This is a genomic window from Microbacterium sp. NPDC055502, assembly GCF_053643635.1.
The window spans coordinates 1498764-1516982 of the sequence record NZ_JBSHKJ010000001.1 but is presented as its reverse complement, the minus strand read 5'-3'; the positions used below and the strand labels follow the sequence as shown (position 1 = coordinate 1516982).

Sequence of the window (18219 nt, the reverse complement as noted above, 5' to 3'; positions counted from 1 at the left end):
TCGTGTTCACTGAGGGACACACGATATATCGTGATTCCGACTCAAGGAGAAGCACATGACCGAGAAGTGGCTCATCGCCCCCGGCGAGGAACGCGTCATCGACATCGAGTCGGCCACCCGGCTCAAGATCGGCCTGGTCGGCGGACAGGTCGACGTCATCGCCCACGACGAACCGGGCATCCGCATCGAGGTGCACGGCGTCACCACGAAGGACCTCCGCATCGAGTCCCACGACGGCGAGGTCGAGATCGACCACCCGCAGCTCGGCTGGGACAACTTCCTCGAGGTGTTCCGCAACTTCGGCTCGGGCGGCCCGCGCGCCGAGGTCAGCGTCGCCGTCCCCCGGTCGATCGCCCTCACCCTCGGCGTCGTCAGCGCCGGCGCCCTCGTCTCCGGCATCCGCAACGACGCCCGCCTCAACACCGTCTCGGGCGACATCATCGTCGACACCCTCATCGGCGACCTCAGCGTCAACTCCGTCTCCGGCGACGTGCAGGTGCGCGGCCTCACCGGCTCCATCAACGCCAACAGCGTCTCGGGCGACGTCGCGGTGACCGGCACCGTGCGCAAGGCGGTCGTCGACATCGTCTCCGGCTCCACGACGATCGACGCCGCGGGCGACGTGAACACCATCACCGTCAACTCGGTGTCGGGCGGCACCACCGTGCGCCTCGACGAGTCGCTCGCCGCGAACTACGTGATCCGCTCGCTCAGCGGCCGCCTCCTGATCGACGGCGTCGAGCGCAGCTCGTCCGGTCCGAGCAACTACACCGGCACCACGGGCGAGCTCGCCGGGCGCTTCGTCGACCTGCGCGCCAACTCCGTCTCCGGCGGGGTCACGGTGCTGCGCCGCACTCCGGCCTCGATCGCCGACGACCCCGAATGGGAGGAAGCATGACTCCCGCGGTCTTCTCGCACGGCGACCTGCGGCTGTATCTGCTGTCGCTGCTGGCCGAGTCGCCGCAGCACGGCTACGGCATCATCCAGTCGCTCACCGATCGCACGGGCGGCACCTACACGCCCAGCGCCGGGACCATCTACCCGCGCCTCGCGAAGCTGGAGGAGGAGGGCCTCGTGACCAAGACCGTCGACGGCCGCACCACGATCTACGCGATCACCGAGGCCGGACGCGCCGAGCTCGCCTCGCGCGAGGCCGACCTCGCGGGTATCGAGGCGGGCATCACCGACTCGGTGCGCCTGATCGCCAACGAGGTGCGCCAGAGCGTGCAGGAGGCGATGAAGAGCCTGCGGGCCGACCTCGCGACCGCGGCGAAGGACGACAGGGCCGCGGCGAAGAGCCGCCCCCGGACGGAGACCGACGACGCGCGCCTCACGAGCCGCGACGAGCTCCACCGCGCGGATGCGATCATCAACGCGTTCCGGGCACGCGTCCGCACCGACCTGCGCACGCACGTGGCGAAGGGCGGGCTGCTCCCCGCGACGATCGTCACCGAGCTCGAGAACGCCCTCGACGAGGCCGCGCGCGGCGTCACCGCGGGCCTGAGCCGGTCGGGATCGTGAACGCCCCGCCGCCGGTGGACCCGCCCGCGCGTCCGACACCGGCGGCGGATCGGTCCGCTCCGCAGCTCCCGGCGCCCACGACCGCGTCAACGGCATCCCCGCCGGAGCGCCCCCTCGCACCGGCACGCGGCATCGTCATCCACACGGGCTGACGCGAGAGGGCCCCGCCGACAACGGTCGACGGGGCCCTCTCGCGTCTGTCCGGCTACTCGGGCCAGATCTCCTTCTGGTCGTCGGGCACGAGCTCGCCCAGCGGCACCACGAGCACCGAGCGATGCTGGCGATGCGTGAGACGTGCCGCCACCGAGCCGGTGAAGAACTCCCGGATGGACTCGCCGAGGCCGCGCTTGCGCGTGCCGACCACGATCAACTGCGCATCGAGCTTGTTCGCGAGCTGCTTGATCGCCAGCGCCGGATCGCCGACGAGCTGACGGGCGGTCCAGGTGATGCCGCGGTCGCGCAGCTGGGTGGCAGCGGCAGCCTCGACCGCTTCGAACTCCGCCGCTCCCGCGTCGAAGTTGATGTCGATCGGCGCCGAGTGCACGTAGCCGTCGGGGTCCTCGTAGGTCACGAAGCGGGTGACGTCGACGTGCGCGACCACCAGCGGCGCGTTCAGCAGGCGGGCGAAGCGGACGGCCTCGTCGAGCACGCGCGGATCCTGATCCACCTGGATGCCCACGATCACCGCCCTCTGCAGCGCTGCGTTCTGCGTGGCCTCATCGGAGGGGTTCGAGGTGCTGTCGGTCATGAAGATTGCTCCCTTCGGCGGCCCGGCATCGGCCAGGGCGTGTTCCCCGCATGCTATTCTGAATGCTACTCTTACCGGCCGCGAGCCGGTGTCGTGAATGACTCGGGCGCCCGTCTGCCCGCAGCTTAACTCGTGAGGGGGTCTCAGGCATGGGCCGTGGCCGTCAGAAGGCGAAACACACAAAGATCGCCCGCGAACTCAAGGCGTACAGTCCGTCGGTGAACTACTCGGCGCTGGAGCGCGAGCTCGGGCATTCGAGCGACTCCGACGAAGACGCCTACGTCGACAAGTGGGCCGATGAGTACGCGGACGAAGACGAAGACGAACTAGAGAAGGCCTAGCCTCCCGGTTCGAAACACCCGCACCTCGTGCGGGTGTTTCGTCGTGTCCGGGCGGTTACGGATGCAGAAGCGCGGTCAGGGTGCCGGTGAGCACGAGCACCGCCAGCAGCACCACCCAGCCGAGCAGGACCACGAGGTTGAGCGCGATGCCCCACGCCGCGATCGCATGTCCGCGCGGCTCGCGCTGCCGACCGAGGAGCCCGGCGATCACCCCGACCAGCGGCGGGAACAGGGCGAAGCCGCACACGAGGGAGACGACCGCGATGACGACGCTGGCGATGCTGAGGAAGCGCTCACCGGGTTCGTCGGGCTGCGGGGTCGCCGCACCGGTCCTGACTCGGGATGGTGATGTCATGTCCATCGGGCACACTGCTTTCCGGCGGCCACAGACCGCGCTGCACAACGAGAGGTAACACGTTAGATTACCCCTTCGCCCCGCTCCTCCGCTTCCCTGTGCTGACGCCGGCTCGCGCAGACCAGCCGACGCGTCAGAGCCCCGCGGGTTTCCCAGGGCGGGGACGAGGACTCACGAGCAGTAAAGTTTTACATCGTGGAGCGCGCGCGATTGCACTGGTGGATCTTGGCCGGGGCGGCGGGTGGCGCTCTTCTCGGCCTCTTCAGCCCCTGGGCCTTTCTCATCGAAGGCGCCCTGCTCATCCTGGTGATCCATCGCCTCACACGGCGGCCGCCTCGATCAGAAGCGGCCGTTCTCATCGCAGCCGGCGTCATTCTCACCCTCGTCCTGGTGACGTTCGCGGCGATCGGCATCGCTACCTACTTCTACGAGGGGGTCTCCCACGGGACCTCGGTGCCGATCCGCTAGCGGCGTCACCAGTGGCCGTGCCGGCGCTCCCACTCGTCTTCGATCGTGCGGCGGCGACCGGCGACGATACCCGCGGGGATCGACACCACGAGCACCGCGGCGACGACCAGCAGCGGCACCTGCCACCCGCCGGTCGTCTCGTGCAGCAGCCCCACCAGCAGCGGGAAGACGGCCGCGATCGCATAGCCGATGCTCTGCACGAAGCCGCTCAGCGCGACGGCGCTCTCGGGCGTGCGGGCACGGATGCTCAGCAGCACCAGGCTCAGCGGGAACATGATGGCCGTGAGGCCGAAGATCGCCACCCACAGCGGCAGCGCCACGGTCGGCAGGAGCAGCAGCCCGAGCAGCCCCACCAGTCCCGCCGCGACCGCCACCAGGAACAGCGGCCGCGTCGCCTGGAACCGCACCACGAGCACGGGCACCAGCATCGAGCAGGGCAGCCCGACCAGCGCGAACAGCGACAGCAGGAAGCCCGCGGTCGCCGGGCTGACGCCACCCAGGTCGACCAGGATCGTCGGCAGCCACGCGAACGCCACGTACGCCATGGTCGACGAGGTGCCGAACACGAGCGCGAGGGCCCACGCCAGCGGCAACCGCCAGAGCCGCCCGAACACGCGCGGGCTCGCCGACTGGGTCGTGATCGGTCCGGTCGATGCGGCGACCGCGTCGCGCACGTCGTCGACGCCGTCGGTCGGGTCGGGCACCAGCAGTTCAGTGGGGATCGGACGATCGCGCTCCCCGCGCGTGCGCACCAGCAGCGTGACCCAGGGCACCAGCGCCAGCGCCGCCACCACGCCCCACATGCCGAGGGAGATGCGCCAGCCGAGCGAGTCGGCCACGGGCACCGCGACCAGCGGCGGCAGGAACGTGGAGACCGCGAGCGTGGTCGAGTACGCGGTCATCATGACGCCGAGACGGTCGGCGAAGTACTTCTTCACCAGCGGCGGCAGCAGCACGTTGCCCGAACCGACCCCCGCGAACACCACGGCCGTCGCCGCGAGCAGGCTCCACGAGTCCGGGGCCAGACCACGCAGCAGCATCCCGGCCGCCATCAGCACGATCGCCACGACGGCCATCCGCTCCAGGCCGAACCGACGCTCGAACAGCGGCGTCAGCAGGCCGAACAGCGCGAAGCACACCGGCGGCGCCGCGCCGATCAGCCCCACGATCACGGACGAGACCGGGAAGTCCTCCGCGACGTGGTCGAGCACGGGAGACAGCGAGGCGACCGCCGATCGCAGCGAGAACGCGACCAGCACGATCCCGACCAGCGCGAGAGCCCGACCCTTCCAGAGCGGTCGCGCGCTCGGCGCCGTCATGAGGTCTGCGACCCCTCCACCCAGGCGAGGTATTCGTCGGTGACGGTGCCGGTGACGTACCGGCCGTCGAAGCAGCTCATGTCGAGATCCTCCAGCACGGAGCCCTCGGTGATCGCGGCCTTCAGGTCGTCGACCTCCTGGTACACCAGGTGGTCGCAGCCCAGCTCCTCCGCGATCTCGGGGATCGTGCGGCCGTGCGCGATCAGCTCGTGCCGCGACGGCATGTTGATGCCGTACACGTGCGGGTGCCGCACGGGCGGGGCCGCCGAGGCGAAGGTCACCGAGGAGGCGCCGGCGTCGCGGGCCATCTGGATGATCTCCTTCGACGTGGTGCCGCGCACGATCGAGTCGTCGATCAGCAGCACGTTCTTGCCCTGGAACTCGGCCGACATCGCGTTGAGCTTCTGGCGCACGCTCTTCTTGCGCACCGCCTGCCCCGGCATGATGAACGTGCGGCCCACATAGCGGTTCTTGTAGAAGCCCTCGCGGTACTCGATGCCGAGCTTGCGGGCCACCTCCATCGCGGCCGGGCGCGAGGAGTCGGGGATGGGCATGACCACGTCGATCTTGTCCATCGGCACGTGCTTGGCGATCGTATCGGCCAGCTTGTCGCCCATGCGCAGGCGCGACTCGTAGACCGAGATGCCGTTCATGATCGAGTCGGGGCGGGCGAGGTACACGTACTCGAACGCGCACGGCGCGAGATGCGTCTCCGTGGCGCACTGCCGCGTGAACAGCTCGCCGTCGTTCGTGATGAACACGGCCTCGCCGGGCTCGACCTCGCGCACGACCTCGTAGTCGCCGTTCTCCAGCACCAGCGACTCGCTCGCGACGACCCACTCGTCGCGTCCCTCCGCGCCGGGCACGGTCGACGGACGGCGGCCCAGGATCAGCGGCCGGATGCCGAACGGGTCGCGGAACGCCAGCAGACCGTAGCCCGCGATCACCGCGATCACCGCATACGCGCCCTCGATGCGCTCGTGGGTGCGGGCGACCGCCTCGAAGATGCGCTCCGGGTCGAGGTCGACCGTCGACGTGGTGGCCTGCAGCTCGCCCGCGAGCACATTGAGCAGCAGCTCGGTGTCGCTCGACGAGTTCAAGTGGCGGCGGTCGCGCTTCGCCATCTCGGCCGTGAGCTCACGGGTGTTCGTGAGGTTGCCGTTGTGGATGAGGATGATGCCGTACGGCGCGTTCACGTAGAACGGCTGCATCTCCTCCTCGCTCGACGCGGTGCCCTTGGTGGCGTAGCGCACGTGGCCGAGGCCGACGTTGCCGAGCAGCGCGCGCATGTCGCGGGTGCGGAACGCCTCGCGCACCATGCCCTGCGCCTTCGCGTTGTGCATCACGCCGTTGGCCTCCGCCGTGGCGATGCCCGTCGCGTCCTGCCCGCGATGCTGCAGCAGCAGGAGCGCGTCGTAGATGTCCTGATTGACCGGGGCTGTCCCCACCATTCCGACGATGCCGCACATGGGGTGTTACTTCGCTCCGTCCGCGTAGGCGCCAACCAGGCGCACCGCTCCACCGTCGACGCCCTTGGCGCCCTGCTCGAACTCGCCGGTCGGCCGCGGGCCGAAGCCGACGGTGCCGACCTGCCACGCGGGCATGCCCTCGGCGTCCAGCGCCGCGATCGCCGCGTCTTTCTTGTCGCCGGCGACCACCGCGAGGAAGCCGACGCCCAGGTTCCAGGTGCCCTCGGCCGACTCCAGCGTCGACCCGGCGATGTCGCTCAGCACGCGGAACACCGGGCTGGGCGACCACGTGCCGCGGTCGACCTCGGCCCAGCTGCCCTGCGGGAGCACGCGCGCGAGGTTCGCCGCGATGCCGCCGCCGGTCACGTGGCTCAGGGCGTGCACGCCGCCCGCGAGCTGCTCGATCAGGCGCAGCAGCGGCAGCGTGTACAGGCGGGTGGGCTCCAGCAGGGCCTCGCCCCACGTGGTGCCGAAGTCGGCGGCGGTGTCGGCGTACGAGATGCCGGCGCCCGTGATGATGTGACGCACGAGCGAGTAGCCGTTGGAGTGCAGGCCGCTGGAGGCGACCGCGATCACCGCATCACCGTCCTGCACGCGCTCGGCGCCGAGGATCGCATCCGCCTCGACCACGCCGGTCGCGGCTCCCGCCACGTCGTAGTCGCGCGGTCCGAGCAGTCCGGGGTGCTCGGCCGTCTCGCCACCGACCAGCGCGGTGCCGGTGGCCGCGCACGCCCCGGCGATGCCGCGGACGATGTCGGCGATGCGCTCGGGCACGACCTTGCCGCACGCGATGTAGTCGGTCATGAAGAGGGGCTTGGCACCCACCACGACGATGTCGTCGACGACCATGCCGACCAGGTCCTGCCCGATCGTGTCGTGCTTGTCGATGGCCTGCGCGATCGCGACCTTGGTGCCGACGCCGTCGGTGCTGGTCGCCAGCAGCGGACGCCGGAAGTCGCGCAGCGCGCTCGCGTCGAAGAGGCCGGCGAAACCGCCGACGCCGCCGAGCACTTCGGGTCCGTGCGTCGCGCGCACGGACGACTTCATCAGCTCGACCGCGAGATCGCCGGCAGCAGTGTCGACACCGGCTTCGGAATAGGGGTTGGTGGGGGAGGCAGCCACGCGAACAGCCTACCGCCCGCAGCCCTACCGGATCTCCAGAGCCTCGGCCCGCTGCGCGGCCTGCCGCACGCGGAACCACATCGTGAGCTCCATGAGCGCCCGGCCGATCATGTCGTGGTCGCCGACGCGCAGATCGTCGAACGAGTCGCGGTACCCCTCGGCCAGGCGCGGCTCGGCGGCCACCATCGGCTGATACCCCATCGTCCAGTCCGCGAACCGGCGCTCGTGCAGCGGTTCGCGCAGGAGCACCCGCACGTCGTGGTGACGCGGATCCTCGGAGATGCGGGTCATGAGCGCCTCGACCACGCCCTCCTCGCCCTCGAGGATCTGCACGAACTCGCCCTCGCGGTACAGCAGGAGACCGGTGATCTCCCGCGCCTGGTTCGCCGCGCGGCTCGAGGCGAGCAGGGCCTCGAGCTCGTCGTCGTCGAACGCGCGGGTGGCGGTGCTGCAGTAGACGAGCGAGAGCAGCGCGTGGTCGATCGTCATCCGAGGTGTCCCCCTGCAGCGGTGTCGTCCGTCATGGCCTCGGTCACCGCGGCGATGGCCGTGTGATGGTCGGTGAAGTCGCCGATGATCTGCGAGGCGGAGTCGAAGGCGCGCCACAGGCCCCCGGGCTGGCGGTCGACGTAGCCGAGGAAGGTTCCGGCGTGGCTGCCCACGTAGAACCCGTCCGCGACCGACGCCCACAGCGCCTTCGACGGTGTGTGCGCGGCGCCCTCCTCGGGCACGTCGAGCGTCTGCGGATGCGACACGTCAGACTCCGCGGTCCAGGTCGAGGTCGATCGCCGGCAGTCCGTCGTCGTCGACATCCCCGTCCTCGGCCGTCGGCTTCGGGTAGAAACGGTGCTCGCGCAGGGCTGCCGCGTCCGCGGAGAAGTCCGGGTCGTCGCCGTTCGACGACTGCGGACCGACCAGGAGGTCGTTCCCGACGCCGACGATCAGGTCGGCGCTGTCCTTCTCCCCGTCCACGTGGATCGGGATCTGCACGGCCGCGGACTCGCCCTCGCTGGCGAGGGAGGCGGCCAGGGTGACCAGGGCGTCCGCCACGTCGTCCGTCGTGACGACCTGCTGCCCGGCGTAGGAGACGAGTTTCATGATCATGACCCTGTCATGACGGAGCCGGTCGGAGAACGGGCTTGCGCCCGGAGCCCCCGACCGGCTACAGAGCCCGGGGGTCCGGTGCCGTGCCGCGGCATCGGACCCCCGGGGAGCGCTCGCCGATCAGCTTCCGGTGACGGTGTCGCGGGCGTCCTGCGCACTGCCCTTGACCTCGTCCACCGCGTGGGTCGCGTCATCGCGGATGTGCTCGGCGGCACCGGCGGCCTCGTCTTTCACGGCCGCGAACGCCTCCTGCGCCGGCTCCTTGAGATCCTCGCCCACGGTCTTCGCGACCTCGGTGACCTCGTCGACCAGCGGCTGGGCCTTCTCCTTCAGCTCGCCCGCCAGCTCCTTCTCCTTCGTGGAGGACGGGATGACGGCGGCGACCACGAGCCCGGCGGCGAAGGCCATGAGCCCCACCGCGAGCGGGTTGCCCTGCGCCTTCGCCACGGCGTGCCGGCCGGCATCCGCCACCGAGGACGACGCGTCGCCGACGTGACTGCCCGCGTCGTCGGCCACGCCCATGACGCGGTCGACCACGGAGCGCGCGGCACCCTTCATCTTCTGCGTCTGCCGGTGCACGACCTTCGAGGGGGTGACCTTGTCGGCGAGCGCGTCGACGTCCCTGCCGAACTCCGCCCTGGTCCGCTCGATGTCCGCGCGGATCGCGTCGGGTGAATCGCTCATTTGTTCTCCTCATTCCTCTTCACGGCATCGGGGATCCGCTTGAGGCTGTCCACCGTGCGCGGCGCCCCCTCGATGCTCTTCAACTGCGTGCGTCCCGCCAGGAACAGGACCAGGGCGACCAGCGCCCAGATGACCGCGACGGTCACGGCCGACCAGCCGAGACCGGTCACGTAGTAGCCGAGACCCCACCACAGCGCGACGGAGAGGAAGAAGACGGCCATCATCGCGCCGTAGCCCGCCCCGCCGAGCATGCCCGCTCCGCGGCCGGCCCGCGTCGCGGACTGCTTGAGTTCCGCCTTCGCGAGTTCCAGTTCCTGTCGCATCAGCGTGGACAGGTCGCTCGTGACCTCGCTGAGCAGGTCGCCCAGTGAGGTGGTCTCCGCCTTCTGCTCCGAAGGCGTCGGGGTGGCGTCGGTCATGGTCGCTCCTCGTCACCCGGTGCGCGGTTGGCCGCGTCCGTCCTGTCGTAGAGCGGGGTGTCGCCGCGGTCCTCGTCACGGGTCACACCCCACGGCGCGGTACCCGCATCGATGCCGCTCATCCCATCGGGGGCGCCGGGCACCGTGCCGTCGGTCGGCAGCGGCGGCTGGCCGAGCGTGGTGCTGCCGCCCGTGTCCGTGGCTCCGGCTGCACCGACACCGGCACCCGCGCCCACGCCCGCGCTCGTCGTGGAACCGGGAACCGCCGCCGGCGTCGTCGCCGCCGGGTCGAGGTTCGGAGTGGCCCCCGCTCCCGAGAGCCCGGAGGCGGTCGTCGTCGACGTGCCGGAACCCGACTCCGCCGCCCCCTCGGACAGCGCCCGGGTCAGGCGTCCCACGACGAGTCCGGCCACGGCGGCGACCGCGATGAACGTGCCCGGCTTGGCCCGCGCGTACGACTTCACCTCGGTCAGCAGCGACCCCGGGTCACGGTCGCCGATCCAGCCGGCGATGCCCTGGATGCGGGTGGAGGCCTGACGGACCAGATCCGCCGCCACCCCGCCCTCGGCGTTCTGCGCCATCGACCCGAGCTCCCCGCCGACCGACCGCAGCCCGTCCGCGACGCGACGCTGCTGGATCGCCGCCTGCTCCGACAGCTCGGCCGTGGTCTGGTGGTACAGGTCGCGGATCTGGTCCTTCGCCTCGTGCGCGACAGCGCCGGCCTCGGCCTTCGCGGTCTCGACGACCCCCGCGGCCTCGTCCTTCGCGGTACCGGCGACCCCGGCCGCCTCGTGCGCGGCGGTCTTCACGGTCCCCGGCGACTCGTCCGTGCCGCCGCCGGCGACACCCTGTGCATTGCTCTGCGACATCGTTCTTCCTCTCGACTCCGCGCCGACGGCCGCCGACGTGCAGGCAGGTCTACTCCCCCCTCCGGGTATCACGGCGAGGGTTGACGCGGCTCGTCCAGGGGTTTACCTTGCGAGGACGCCGAGCCCGGTGCACCGCCCCCTACGATGGGCGCATGGCCGACAAGCCGCAGTGGCTCATCCGCGAGGACGCGAGCGTCCCCGTGCTGGTCGCGCTCGCCCTGCGGCAGCTGCTGGGCATCCGCGCGCCGGAGGACCTGCCCACCCTCCGGGAGCTCCCCGTGCGAGCACCGGATGCCGTGGACGCCTCGCCCGCCATCGAGGCGCAGTGGCGCGACTACTGGGACATGACGGTCGAGCCGCGGGCGCATCACTCCGGGGTGCCGCTCGAGCTCATCGACGGGTTCGAGACGCTCGTCGCGCTGCCCGCGACCGGGGCAGACGAGCTCGCCGCGGCGATCCGGCCGCACGCCGCGACCGCCCTGCGCTTCGCCCACGCGGCGCACGACCGCTACGTCGGCGCCATGACCAGCCACACCGGCGGCGACGCCTACCGCGCCTATGCGAGCGCGATCGCGGAGTTCGAGCGGGAGATCGGTCGGCGCGCCCACTCGTTCGAGCTGAACGTGCAGGTGCTGCCGCTGTCACAGCGGGGCATCTGGTGGATCGGGGCGCTGTCGGTCGCGGTGACCGACGGCCTGCGGCGTGACGTGGTGGCGTTCGACGCGGCCATCCGGCCCGTGATCGCCGAGCTGGCCTGAGCTCAGTCCTCGCCGTCGACGACGGTCTCGCGGTCGACCTTCACGACGCGGTCGTGGCGCCGCGCGACCCGCTCCAGCACGAGCCCGGCGACCCCGCCGAGCGCGAGACCGATCGGCACGGTCCACAGCAGCAGGAACCCGAACACCTGACCGGGGGGATACACCACGTCGAGCGCCTGCGACTCGTCGTAGCTGCCCATCATCGTGAGGACGCCCGCGACGACGACCCCGAGCACGACCCCGATGCCCATGAGCACGCCGTACCGCGGCACACGGCGCACGGTCGCTTCGACGGTCTGGTGGGAATCCTGGGGGGCCATGTCTCCATTGTCCCACCGTCCGGGCGGGTCGGGCACCCGGCCCCCTGCGCACCCGCCCTCCCCCGGTCGTCCGGGAGAGGGCGGGTGCGTCCGCGGCTCAGACCTCGGTGGTCTCCGGCGCGGCCTGTGCCGTGCGGCTGCGGCGGGCGATCAGCACGCCTCCCCCGGCGGCGAGCGCCACGACGACGAGGCCGCCGACGATCCACGGCCAGACCGGTGCACCCTCCGTGTCGGCCGGCTCCGTCACCGCGGTGACCGCCGCGCTCGCCTCCGCGTCCGCCTCCGGCTCCTCCGCCACGGCCGTGCCGCACGCGGTGTCGACGGGGATCACGGCGGTCACCGGGTCGAGCTGCTCCCCCGCCTGATACGTGCCGAAGGCCGCGGCCCCCGCCTCGGTGAGCGTCGTGGCCACCGCGTCCAGCCGGAGCGCGCCGTCGACGACCGCGGCGTCCGCGAGCGGGAACTCCGCGAGTCGCACGCCCTGCTGGTCGACGCTCTCCCCGGCCTGCGTGGTGCCGGTCACGTCGAACACGAGGTAGCCGGTGTCGCCCGCGAACTCGACCCTGGCGTTCCCGAGCGTGGTGTTCAGCGCACCGTCGTGGCCCGTGAACGCGATGCTGCCGCCGTAGGTGACGAGCCCGGTGAGCGCGGTGCCGTCGAGCGAGCCCGCACCGTTCTCCCACACGAAGTCGGGGTAACGGTAGGCCACGTCGGTCAGGGTCCAGCCACCCTTCGCAATGCCCTCGATGTAGGTGCGGAACGACTCCTTGTACCCCCAGTTCAGCGTCGCCGCCTCGACCGTGCACGTGCCGATGGCGGCGGTCGCGCGAGCGAGGGTGAACGCGAGACCGCGGTCGACCGACCCCTGGAACGTGAGCGTGTGCGCGCCGTCCTCGAGCGCGGCGGGCAGGGCGCCCGACCAGGTCGCGACACCCGAGGCATCGGCGGTCACGGTGTCGAGCAGCACGGGCGTGGAGTACACCACGACCTTGATGCCCTCCTCGTTGGGGCGGAACCCGGAGGCGGTGACGGTGGCCGGCTGCCCGGACGCGAGCGCGGCGAGGTTCTGCTCGTCGACATCGATGCCCTCGCTCGCCGGCGGGGTCGCGGGGAGCGCTGCCCGCTTCACGACCGCGGCGGCGGCGACGGTGCCGGTCGACCCCGAGGGTGCCGCGGCGGCCGAGCCGATCGTGAACGTGACCGGGTCGAGCGTGGTGGAGTAGCCCGAGAGCACGCGGTCACGACCGGCGGCCGTCAGCGTGGCGGGGGCGCCCGAGTAGGTCACGGCTCCGTTCGCCGTGATCCGGGCCGCGCGCGTCAGGTCGAGCGTCGCGAACGGCACCTGGGCGCCGCCGCTGGTCACGTACACCGTCGCTGCTCCCGCCGAGGTCACCCGCACCACGGGGTCGGAGACCGTGACGTCGAGCACGCCGTGGTGACCGGTGAAGCGCACGGCGCCGCGGTAGACCACACTGCCGAGGCCGCTGCTCGCGTCGTAGTCGCCGCCGACGGTCTGCCCGAACTGGAACTGTCCGCCGGAGCGCGTCGCGCCGCCGGACACCTGGATGGCGCCCTGCGCGATGGGACCGGCGACGTAGTTCGCGAACGACGTGGAGATGGCCCAGCGCAGCGAGCCGCCCGGCACGCTCACCGGCGGCGTCGTCGGCGTCACGGGCGGCTTCGGCTCCGTCGGCTCCTCCGGCTCGTCGCCGAGCAGCGCCGTCCACTGCGCGTCGGTGATCGTGACCGCGGCGCGCGCGTGGATCGTGGCGTCGTTCGGCATCGTGTGCTGCTTCCACACGATCACCTCGTAGGTCTGGGTGCGGTCGAGGTTCTTCGCGGCGGTGTTCAGGTCGACCGTGAACGCACCGGCGTCGATGTTCCGCACGTACTGCATCGCGAGGAAGCCGCCGCCGGCCGTGACGTCGGCCTCGGTCCCCGCCTCGATGAGCGCCACGTAGGCGCCGGTGACCGCGCCGAGCTTCGCCGCAGCTGCCGTGACGGTCAGGCCGTCCTTCGCGGTGGCGGACTCCACCGACGCGGTGAGCGTGGGGGCGATGCGGTAGTCCAGGGCGACGCTGCGCTCCTGGTCGGCGTTGCGCACACCGCCTGCCGCATAGGTGTAGACGCCGTAGGAGCCGGGAGTCGCGGGCGTGTCCTTCAGGGTGAGCGTCACCTGGAACGAGCCGTCGGCGGAGATGTCGACCCACTGCGCACGGATCGCGCCCTGATACTGCGCGGGCACCTGGTCCAGCACACCCTCGGCGAGCGCCCAGGCCTGGGCACCGACGGAGCGTGTCGACGATGCGGCGCCCGTGGACGGCTGCCAGTCCGCGCCGAAGTTGCCGAACACCACGTAGGTGCCCTGCGGCAGGTGCGCGGGGATGGGCACGCCGCGCCCGCCGACGTTCGCGGTCGGGTCGTAGCCGCTGCCCTTCACGACGATCCGGTCACCGGCGCTGAGCGCGACACCGGTCGCAGGGGTCACGCCGTCGGCGAGGAACACCTCGATCGCCGCGGACGGCTCGCCCTCTCCGGGATCGGTGCCCGGGTCGGTACCCGGATCCGTCTCGCCCGGGTCGGTCTCGCCCGGGTCGGTCTCGCCGGGGTCGGTCTCGCCGGGGTCGGTGCCCGGGTCGGTCTCACCGGGGTCCGTCTCTCCCGGATCGGTCTCACCGGGATCGGTGCCCGGGTCGGTCTCCCCCGGATCGGTGCCCGGGTCGGTCTCGCCGGGATCGGTCGGCGTGGTGCCGAACAGGGCATCCCACTGTGCCGCCGAGATCGCCACGTCACCGCGGCCGTAGATGGTCGTCTCGTTCGGGTTGGAGTGCTGCTGCCATACGAGCACCTCGTACGCCTTCGTGCGGTCGAGCGATCCCACGGCGGCGGTGAGGGCGAAGCTGCTTGCGCCGCCCTCCACGCGCGGGAACGGCAGCGCGAACGCGGCGTAGCCGCCGGACCCGGTCAGACCGCTCTCGGTGCCCTTCACGATGAGCGCGGCGTAGGCGCCGGTCACGTCGGGCAGACCGCTCGCCTGCACCTGCACGGTGAGACCGGCGGTGTCTGCGGAGGTGACGGTGGGGGTCACGGTTCCGCCGGCGGCGTGCGCGGGTGGGACGATCACCGCCCCGGCGGCGATGAGGAGGACGGAGATCAGGGCGGCGAGCAGGGCGCGCAGGCGCGGGCTCCCGGGGGATGCGATGGCTGTGTCGTTCACGATTCTCCACGGCCGCCGGGCGCGCTCGTGAGCGCTCCGGCGAGGCCGCACGGGCAGTCGGGCGAGGATGGAATATTGGTTAGGCTCAGCTAAGTAAGCCGTCGATCCCGAGCGTAGGGCGCTCGCCACGACAGCGTCAAGTTTTAGGATAGCCTTGCCTAATGCGACGCCTCTCCGCCCTCGTCCTGGCTGCCGCTCTCGCCGTCGGACTCGCCGCCTGCGCCGACGCCACCGCCGCGGCCCCGCCGGCCGTCGACGACACCTGCCCTCAGGCCTCGGTCCCCCTCACCGAGCTCGACCTCGTGGACGACGTCCGCACCGCCACGGGTCCCGCGACCGCCTGCCTCGCCAGCCACGCGATCACCCCGGTCGACGACCGCACCGCGCCCCAGCTGCCCGTGACGGTGACCGACAGCGAGGGCCGGACGGTCGAGGTGACCGACGTCGACCGCATCCTCCCGATCGACATCTCCGGCACCATCGCGTCCACGGTGTTCGCGCTCGGCCTGGGCGACCAGGTGGTCGGCCGCGACTCCTCGACGCTGTTCCCCGGCACCGAGGAGCTGCCCGTGGTCACGAAGACCGGCCACACGCTCAACCCCGAGGCGATCCTCGGGCTCGCTCCCACCGTCATCCTCACCGACACCACGATCGGCCCGAAGGAAGTCCGCCAGCAGCTCCGGGACGCCGGGATCGCGGTCGTCGTCATCTCGGGCGACCGTCGCCTCGACACCACCGATGCGCTCGTCACCGAGATCGCCGCCGCGCTCGGGGTGCCCAGCCGCGGCGCCGAGCTGATCGAGCGCCTCGATGCGCGGGTGGCGTCCGTGCTCGGCGAGATCGCGCAGGTGACCCCGGCCACACCGGAGGACCGCGCCCGCATGCTGTTCCTCTACGTGCGCGGCAGCGCCAACGTCTACTACATCTTCGGCGCGGACTCGGGGGCGGACTCGCTCATCGATGCGGTCGGCGGTGTCGACGTCGCCTCCGAGATCGGCTGGGAGGGCATGAAGCCGATGACCGCGGAGGCCCTGGTCGCCGCGCAGCCGGACGTGCTCGTCATGATGACCGACGGCCTGGAGTCCGTGGGAGGCATCGACGGGCTGATCGAACGGATCCCCGCCGTGGCACAGACCCCGGCCGGGGCGAACCGCCGGGTGATCGACATGGCCGACGCGGAGATCCTGAGCTTCGGTCCCCGGTCGGCCGACGTGATCGGCGCCCTCGCCCGCGCGCTGTACACCGCCGAGCCGCCCCAGTGAGCGGCGAGGTCGTCACCCCTACGCCGGCGCGGCACCGCGGACTGCGCTTCGGGCTGGTCGTCACGGGGCTCCTCGTCGCCCTCGCCGTCACGTGCGTCGTCTCGATCACCAGCGGTCAGTACGACCTGTCGCCCACGGCGTTGCTGGGCGTGCTGCTGCGGGGCCTCGGCATCGACACCGCCTGGGCGCCGGACGCCGCCACGGACTACGGCGTGATCTACACCCTGCGACTGCCGCGCCTGGTGCTCGGCCTGCTCGTGGGCGCCGCGCTCGCGGTGTCCGGCGTGCTCATGCAGGCGATCTTCGGCAACCCCCTCGCCGACGCGGGCGTGGTGGGCGTCTCGTCGGGCGCGGCGCTCGGTGCGGCGGCCAGCATCACGTTCGGCCTCGCCACGTTCGGCATGTGGACCACCCCCGCGTTCGCGTTCCTGGGCGGGCTGGTCGCGGTCTTCTCCGTGTACCTCCTCAGCCGCTCGGGCGGCCGCACCGAGGTCGTGACCCTGCTGCTCACCGGCATCGCCATCAACGCGATCGCCGGGGCGGGCATGGCGTTCTTCACCTTCCTCGGCACCACGTCGACGCGCGAGCAGATCGTGTTCTGGCAGCTCGGGTCGCTCAACGGGGCCCTCTGGTCGAACATCCAGCTCGTGGCGCCGCTCGTCGCGATCGGCGTCGTGGTCGCCCTGATCGTCGCGCGGAGCCTCGACCTCTTCGCCCTCGGCGAGCGCACCGCCCGGCACCTCGGCGTGCGCGTGGAGCTGCTGCGCCTCGTGGTCATCGTGACCGTCGCACTGCTGGTGTGCGCCGCGGTCGCATTCGCCGGGATCATCGGTTTCGCCGGCCTCGTCGTGCCGCACCTCATGCGCATGATGATCGGACCCGCACACCTGCCCCTCGTGATCGCCTCGGCCCTCGGCGGCGCGCTGCTCATCGCGGTCGCCGACCTCGTCGCCCGCACGGCCGTCCCCCTGGCCGACCTCCCGATCGGCATGATCACCTCCCTCGTGGGCGGGCCGTTCTTCCTCTGGCTGCTGGTGCGCACGCGCCGTCGCTCGGGAGGGTGGGCATGATGCCGCGGCTGCAGGGCACCGGGCTCACGGTGCGCGTGGGCGAGGGACGCACCATCCTCCACGACGCCTCGATCGACGTGCACGCGGGCGAGGTGCACGCGCTCGTCGGACCGAACGGCGCGGGCAAGTCCACCCTGTTCGGCGTGCTGGCGGGCGACGTCGCCCCGGCCTCCGGGGTGGTGCTCCTCGACGGCCGCCCGCTGCGAGACCTGCGGCCGCGTGCCCTCGCGCAGCAGCGGGCCGTGCTGCTGCAGGAGAACACGGTCACCTTTCCGTTCACCGCGGAACAGGTCGTGCGCATGGGCCGCACCCCGTGGGCGCGCACCCCCGCGGCCGACGACGACGACGACCGGATCGTCGCGGACGCCATGACGCAGACCGAGGTCACGGCGCTCGGGCCCCGCGCGGTGCCCTCCCTCTCCGGCGGCGAGCGCGCCCGCGTGGCCCTGGCCCGGGTGATCGCCCAGAGCACCGGCGTGCTGCTGCTGGACGAGCCCACCGCGGCCCTCGACCTCAAGCACCACGAAGACGTCATGCGGCTCCTCCGCGCCCGCGCCGCCGAGGGGGCCGCGGTGGCCATCGTGCTGCACGACCTGAATGCCGCGCTCGCGCACGCCGACCGCGTGACCCTGCTCGCGGACGGCCGCGTCACCGCCAGCGGAGCCCCGGCCGAGGTGCTCACGGCCTCCCGGATCGAGCGGATCTACGGGCAACCCGTCGACGTGTTCCCCCACCCGGCCACGGGCGTGCCCCTCGTGGTCGCGCGACGCTAGGGCCGCAGCGGCAGCACCCCGGCGAGGTCGGCCCTGGTGCCGGAGGCGTGCACCCGACCGGACTCGGCCGCGGCGGTCCAGGCCTCGGCGCCCGTGGCGACCGCGATCCAGGTCGCCGCGTCCATCTCCACGACGTTCGGCGGGGTGCCCCTGGTGTGCCGCGGGCCCTGGATCACCTGCACGGCCCCGAACGGCGGCACCCGCACCTCGACGCTGTTGCCCGGTGCCTTCTCGTCGAGCAGCTGCAGCAGATACCGCACCGCGGTCGCGAGCGACGTGCGCGGGGGCCTCTCGCCCGCCGCCTCCGCCGCCCGGACGGCGTCGAGCGCCGCACGACCGTCGATGATGTCGATCTTCCTCGCCATGGCTCCACCCTAGAACCGCGGCCCCCCACCCGGCC

Annotated in this window: 22 protein-coding genes; 8 read left to right on the top strand and 14 right to left on the bottom strand. The window is 71.9% G+C overall.

From position 1 onward, the window contains the following. The first annotated feature begins 55 nt into the window (after window positions 1–55). Window positions 56–898 carry a DUF4097 family beta strand repeat-containing protein gene (locus tag ACWH95_RS07485; protein ID WP_136029189.1) on the top strand — a complete coding sequence of 281 codons (843 nt, stop codon included), beginning with the start codon at window positions 56–58 and terminating at the stop codon, window positions 896–898. Beyond that, window positions 895–1521 carry a PadR family transcriptional regulator gene (locus tag ACWH95_RS07480; RefSeq protein ID WP_136029187.1) on the top strand — a complete coding sequence of 209 codons (627 nt, stop codon included), beginning with the start codon at window positions 895–897 and terminating at the stop codon, window positions 1519–1521. The genes ACWH95_RS07485 and ACWH95_RS07480 overlap by 4 nt, the downstream gene beginning before the upstream one ends. 205 nt (window positions 1522–1726) lie before the next feature. On the opposite strand, the gene ACWH95_RS07475 is transcribed toward ACWH95_RS07480, so the two are convergent. Further along, the gene (locus ACWH95_RS07475; protein ID WP_447652669.1) at window positions 1727–2269 is read right to left on the bottom strand and encodes a universal stress protein; all 543 of its coding nucleotides are present in this window, start codon (window positions 2267–2269) and stop codon (window positions 1727–1729) included. 149 nt (window positions 2270–2418) lie between these two features. Here ACWH95_RS07475 and ACWH95_RS07470 point away from each other — a divergent pair, with 149 nt between their 5' ends. Next, on the top strand, window positions 2419–2610 hold the full coding sequence (locus ACWH95_RS07470) for a DUF3073 domain-containing protein (protein WP_136029183.1): 192 nt from the start codon (window positions 2419–2421) through the stop codon (window positions 2608–2610). A 55-nt stretch (window positions 2611–2665) separates the two neighbouring features. Here ACWH95_RS07470 and ACWH95_RS07465 read toward each other — a convergent pair whose 3' ends face one another. Continuing rightward, window positions 2666–2965: a hypothetical protein gene (locus tag ACWH95_RS07465; protein ID WP_378822411.1), complete on the bottom strand. Its 300-nt coding sequence runs from the start codon at window positions 2963–2965 to the stop codon at window positions 2666–2668. Between the two features lie 195 nt (window positions 2966–3160). Here ACWH95_RS07465 and ACWH95_RS07460 point away from each other — a divergent pair, with 195 nt between their 5' ends. After that, window positions 3161–3433, top strand: a complete 273-nt coding sequence (locus tag ACWH95_RS07460; protein WP_454120466.1) for a hypothetical protein — start codon at window positions 3161–3163, stop codon at window positions 3431–3433. A 5-nt stretch (window positions 3434–3438) separates the two neighbouring features. On the opposite strand, the gene ACWH95_RS07455 is transcribed toward ACWH95_RS07460, so the two are convergent. The 9 genes from ACWH95_RS07455 to ACWH95_RS07415 all read right to left on the bottom strand — a co-directional run bounded on the left by ACWH95_RS07455 (window position 3439) and on the right by ACWH95_RS07415 (window position 10419). Then, window positions 3439–4752, bottom strand: a complete 1314-nt coding sequence (locus tag ACWH95_RS07455; protein ID WP_454120465.1) for an MFS transporter — start codon at window positions 4750–4752, stop codon at window positions 3439–3441. Further along, window positions 4749–6221, bottom strand: a complete 1473-nt coding sequence (gene purF / locus ACWH95_RS07450) for an amidophosphoribosyltransferase (protein WP_136036062.1) — start codon at window positions 6219–6221, stop codon at window positions 4749–4751. The genes ACWH95_RS07455 and purF overlap by 4 nt, the downstream gene beginning before the upstream one ends. Before the next feature lie 6 nt (window positions 6222–6227). Continuing rightward, window positions 6228–7343: a phosphoribosylformylglycinamidine cyclo-ligase gene (purM, locus tag ACWH95_RS07445; protein WP_136036061.1), complete on the bottom strand. Its 1116-nt coding sequence runs from the start codon at window positions 7341–7343 to the stop codon at window positions 6228–6230. Between the two features lie 24 nt (window positions 7344–7367). Then, window positions 7368–7832, bottom strand: a complete 465-nt coding sequence (locus tag ACWH95_RS07440; protein ID WP_205812864.1) for a BLUF domain-containing protein — start codon at window positions 7830–7832, stop codon at window positions 7368–7370. Continuing rightward, a complete protein-coding gene (locus ACWH95_RS07435; protein WP_136036060.1) occupies window positions 7829–8098 on the bottom strand; it encodes a hypothetical protein in 270 nt (89 codons plus the stop codon). Before ACWH95_RS07435 ends, ACWH95_RS07440 begins: the two co-directional genes overlap by 4 nt. A gap of 1 nt (window position 8099) precedes the next feature. Further along, window positions 8100–8441, bottom strand: a complete 342-nt coding sequence (locus tag ACWH95_RS07430; RefSeq protein ID WP_136029170.1) for a hypothetical protein — start codon at window positions 8439–8441, stop codon at window positions 8100–8102. Between the two features lie 126 nt (window positions 8442–8567). Continuing rightward, window positions 8568–9131 carry a DUF3618 domain-containing protein gene (locus ACWH95_RS07425; protein ID WP_136029167.1) on the bottom strand — a complete coding sequence of 188 codons (564 nt, stop codon included), beginning with the start codon at window positions 9129–9131 and terminating at the stop codon, window positions 8568–8570. Next, window positions 9128–9550, bottom strand: coding sequence for a phage holin family protein (locus ACWH95_RS07420; protein WP_454120464.1), 423 nt, complete (start codon window positions 9548–9550; stop codon window positions 9128–9130). The genes ACWH95_RS07425 and ACWH95_RS07420 overlap by 4 nt, the downstream gene beginning before the upstream one ends. Continuing rightward, complete coding sequence (locus ACWH95_RS07415) at window positions 9547–10419, bottom strand: hypothetical protein (protein ID WP_454120463.1); 873 nt, start codon at window positions 10417–10419, stop codon at window positions 9547–9549. The genes ACWH95_RS07420 and ACWH95_RS07415 overlap by 4 nt, the downstream gene beginning before the upstream one ends. Before the next feature lie 152 nt (window positions 10420–10571). Between ACWH95_RS07415 and ACWH95_RS07410 the strand changes: the two genes are divergently transcribed. Beyond that, the gene (locus tag ACWH95_RS07410) at window positions 10572–11177 is read left to right on the top strand and encodes a zinc-binding alcohol dehydrogenase (RefSeq protein WP_136045920.1); all 606 of its coding nucleotides are present in this window, start codon (window positions 10572–10574) and stop codon (window positions 11175–11177) included. Window positions 11178–11179: 2 nt separating this feature from the next. Here the strand turns inward: ACWH95_RS07410 and ACWH95_RS07405 are convergent, their stop codons facing one another. Continuing rightward, window positions 11180–11497, bottom strand: coding sequence for a potassium transporter Trk (locus ACWH95_RS07405; RefSeq protein WP_136036057.1), 318 nt, complete (start codon window positions 11495–11497; stop codon window positions 11180–11182). Window positions 11498–11594: 97 nt separating this feature from the next. After that, window positions 11595–14714 carry an HtaA domain-containing protein gene (locus ACWH95_RS07400; protein ID WP_454120462.1) on the bottom strand — a complete coding sequence of 1040 codons (3120 nt, stop codon included), beginning with the start codon at window positions 14712–14714 and terminating at the stop codon, window positions 11595–11597. A gap of 161 nt (window positions 14715–14875) precedes the next feature. Between ACWH95_RS07400 and ACWH95_RS07395 the strand changes: the two genes are divergently transcribed. From ACWH95_RS07395 to ACWH95_RS07385, 3 genes are read left to right on the top strand one after another with little or no spacing between them, the layout of a single operon-like run. Continuing rightward, window positions 14876–15976 (top strand): heme/hemin ABC transporter substrate-binding protein, encoded by a 1101-nt coding sequence (locus ACWH95_RS07395; RefSeq protein ID WP_454120461.1) that lies wholly within the window; start codon window positions 14876–14878, stop codon window positions 15974–15976. After that, window positions 15973–17046 carry a FecCD family ABC transporter permease gene (locus tag ACWH95_RS07390; protein ID WP_454120460.1) on the top strand — a complete coding sequence of 358 codons (1074 nt, stop codon included), beginning with the start codon at window positions 15973–15975 and terminating at the stop codon, window positions 17044–17046. Before ACWH95_RS07395 ends, ACWH95_RS07390 begins: the two co-directional genes overlap by 4 nt. Then, window positions 17043–17819 (top strand): heme ABC transporter ATP-binding protein, encoded by a 777-nt coding sequence (locus tag ACWH95_RS07385; protein WP_454120459.1) that lies wholly within the window; start codon window positions 17043–17045, stop codon window positions 17817–17819. The genes ACWH95_RS07390 and ACWH95_RS07385 overlap by 4 nt, the downstream gene beginning before the upstream one ends. Here the strand turns inward: ACWH95_RS07385 and ACWH95_RS07380 are convergent. Then, on the bottom strand, window positions 17816–18184 hold the full coding sequence (locus tag ACWH95_RS07380; RefSeq protein WP_136032839.1) for a sterol carrier family protein: 369 nt from the start codon (window positions 18182–18184) through the stop codon (window positions 17816–17818). The genes ACWH95_RS07385 and ACWH95_RS07380 overlap by 4 nt on opposite strands. Between the last annotated feature and the right edge of the window lie 35 nt (window positions 18185–18219).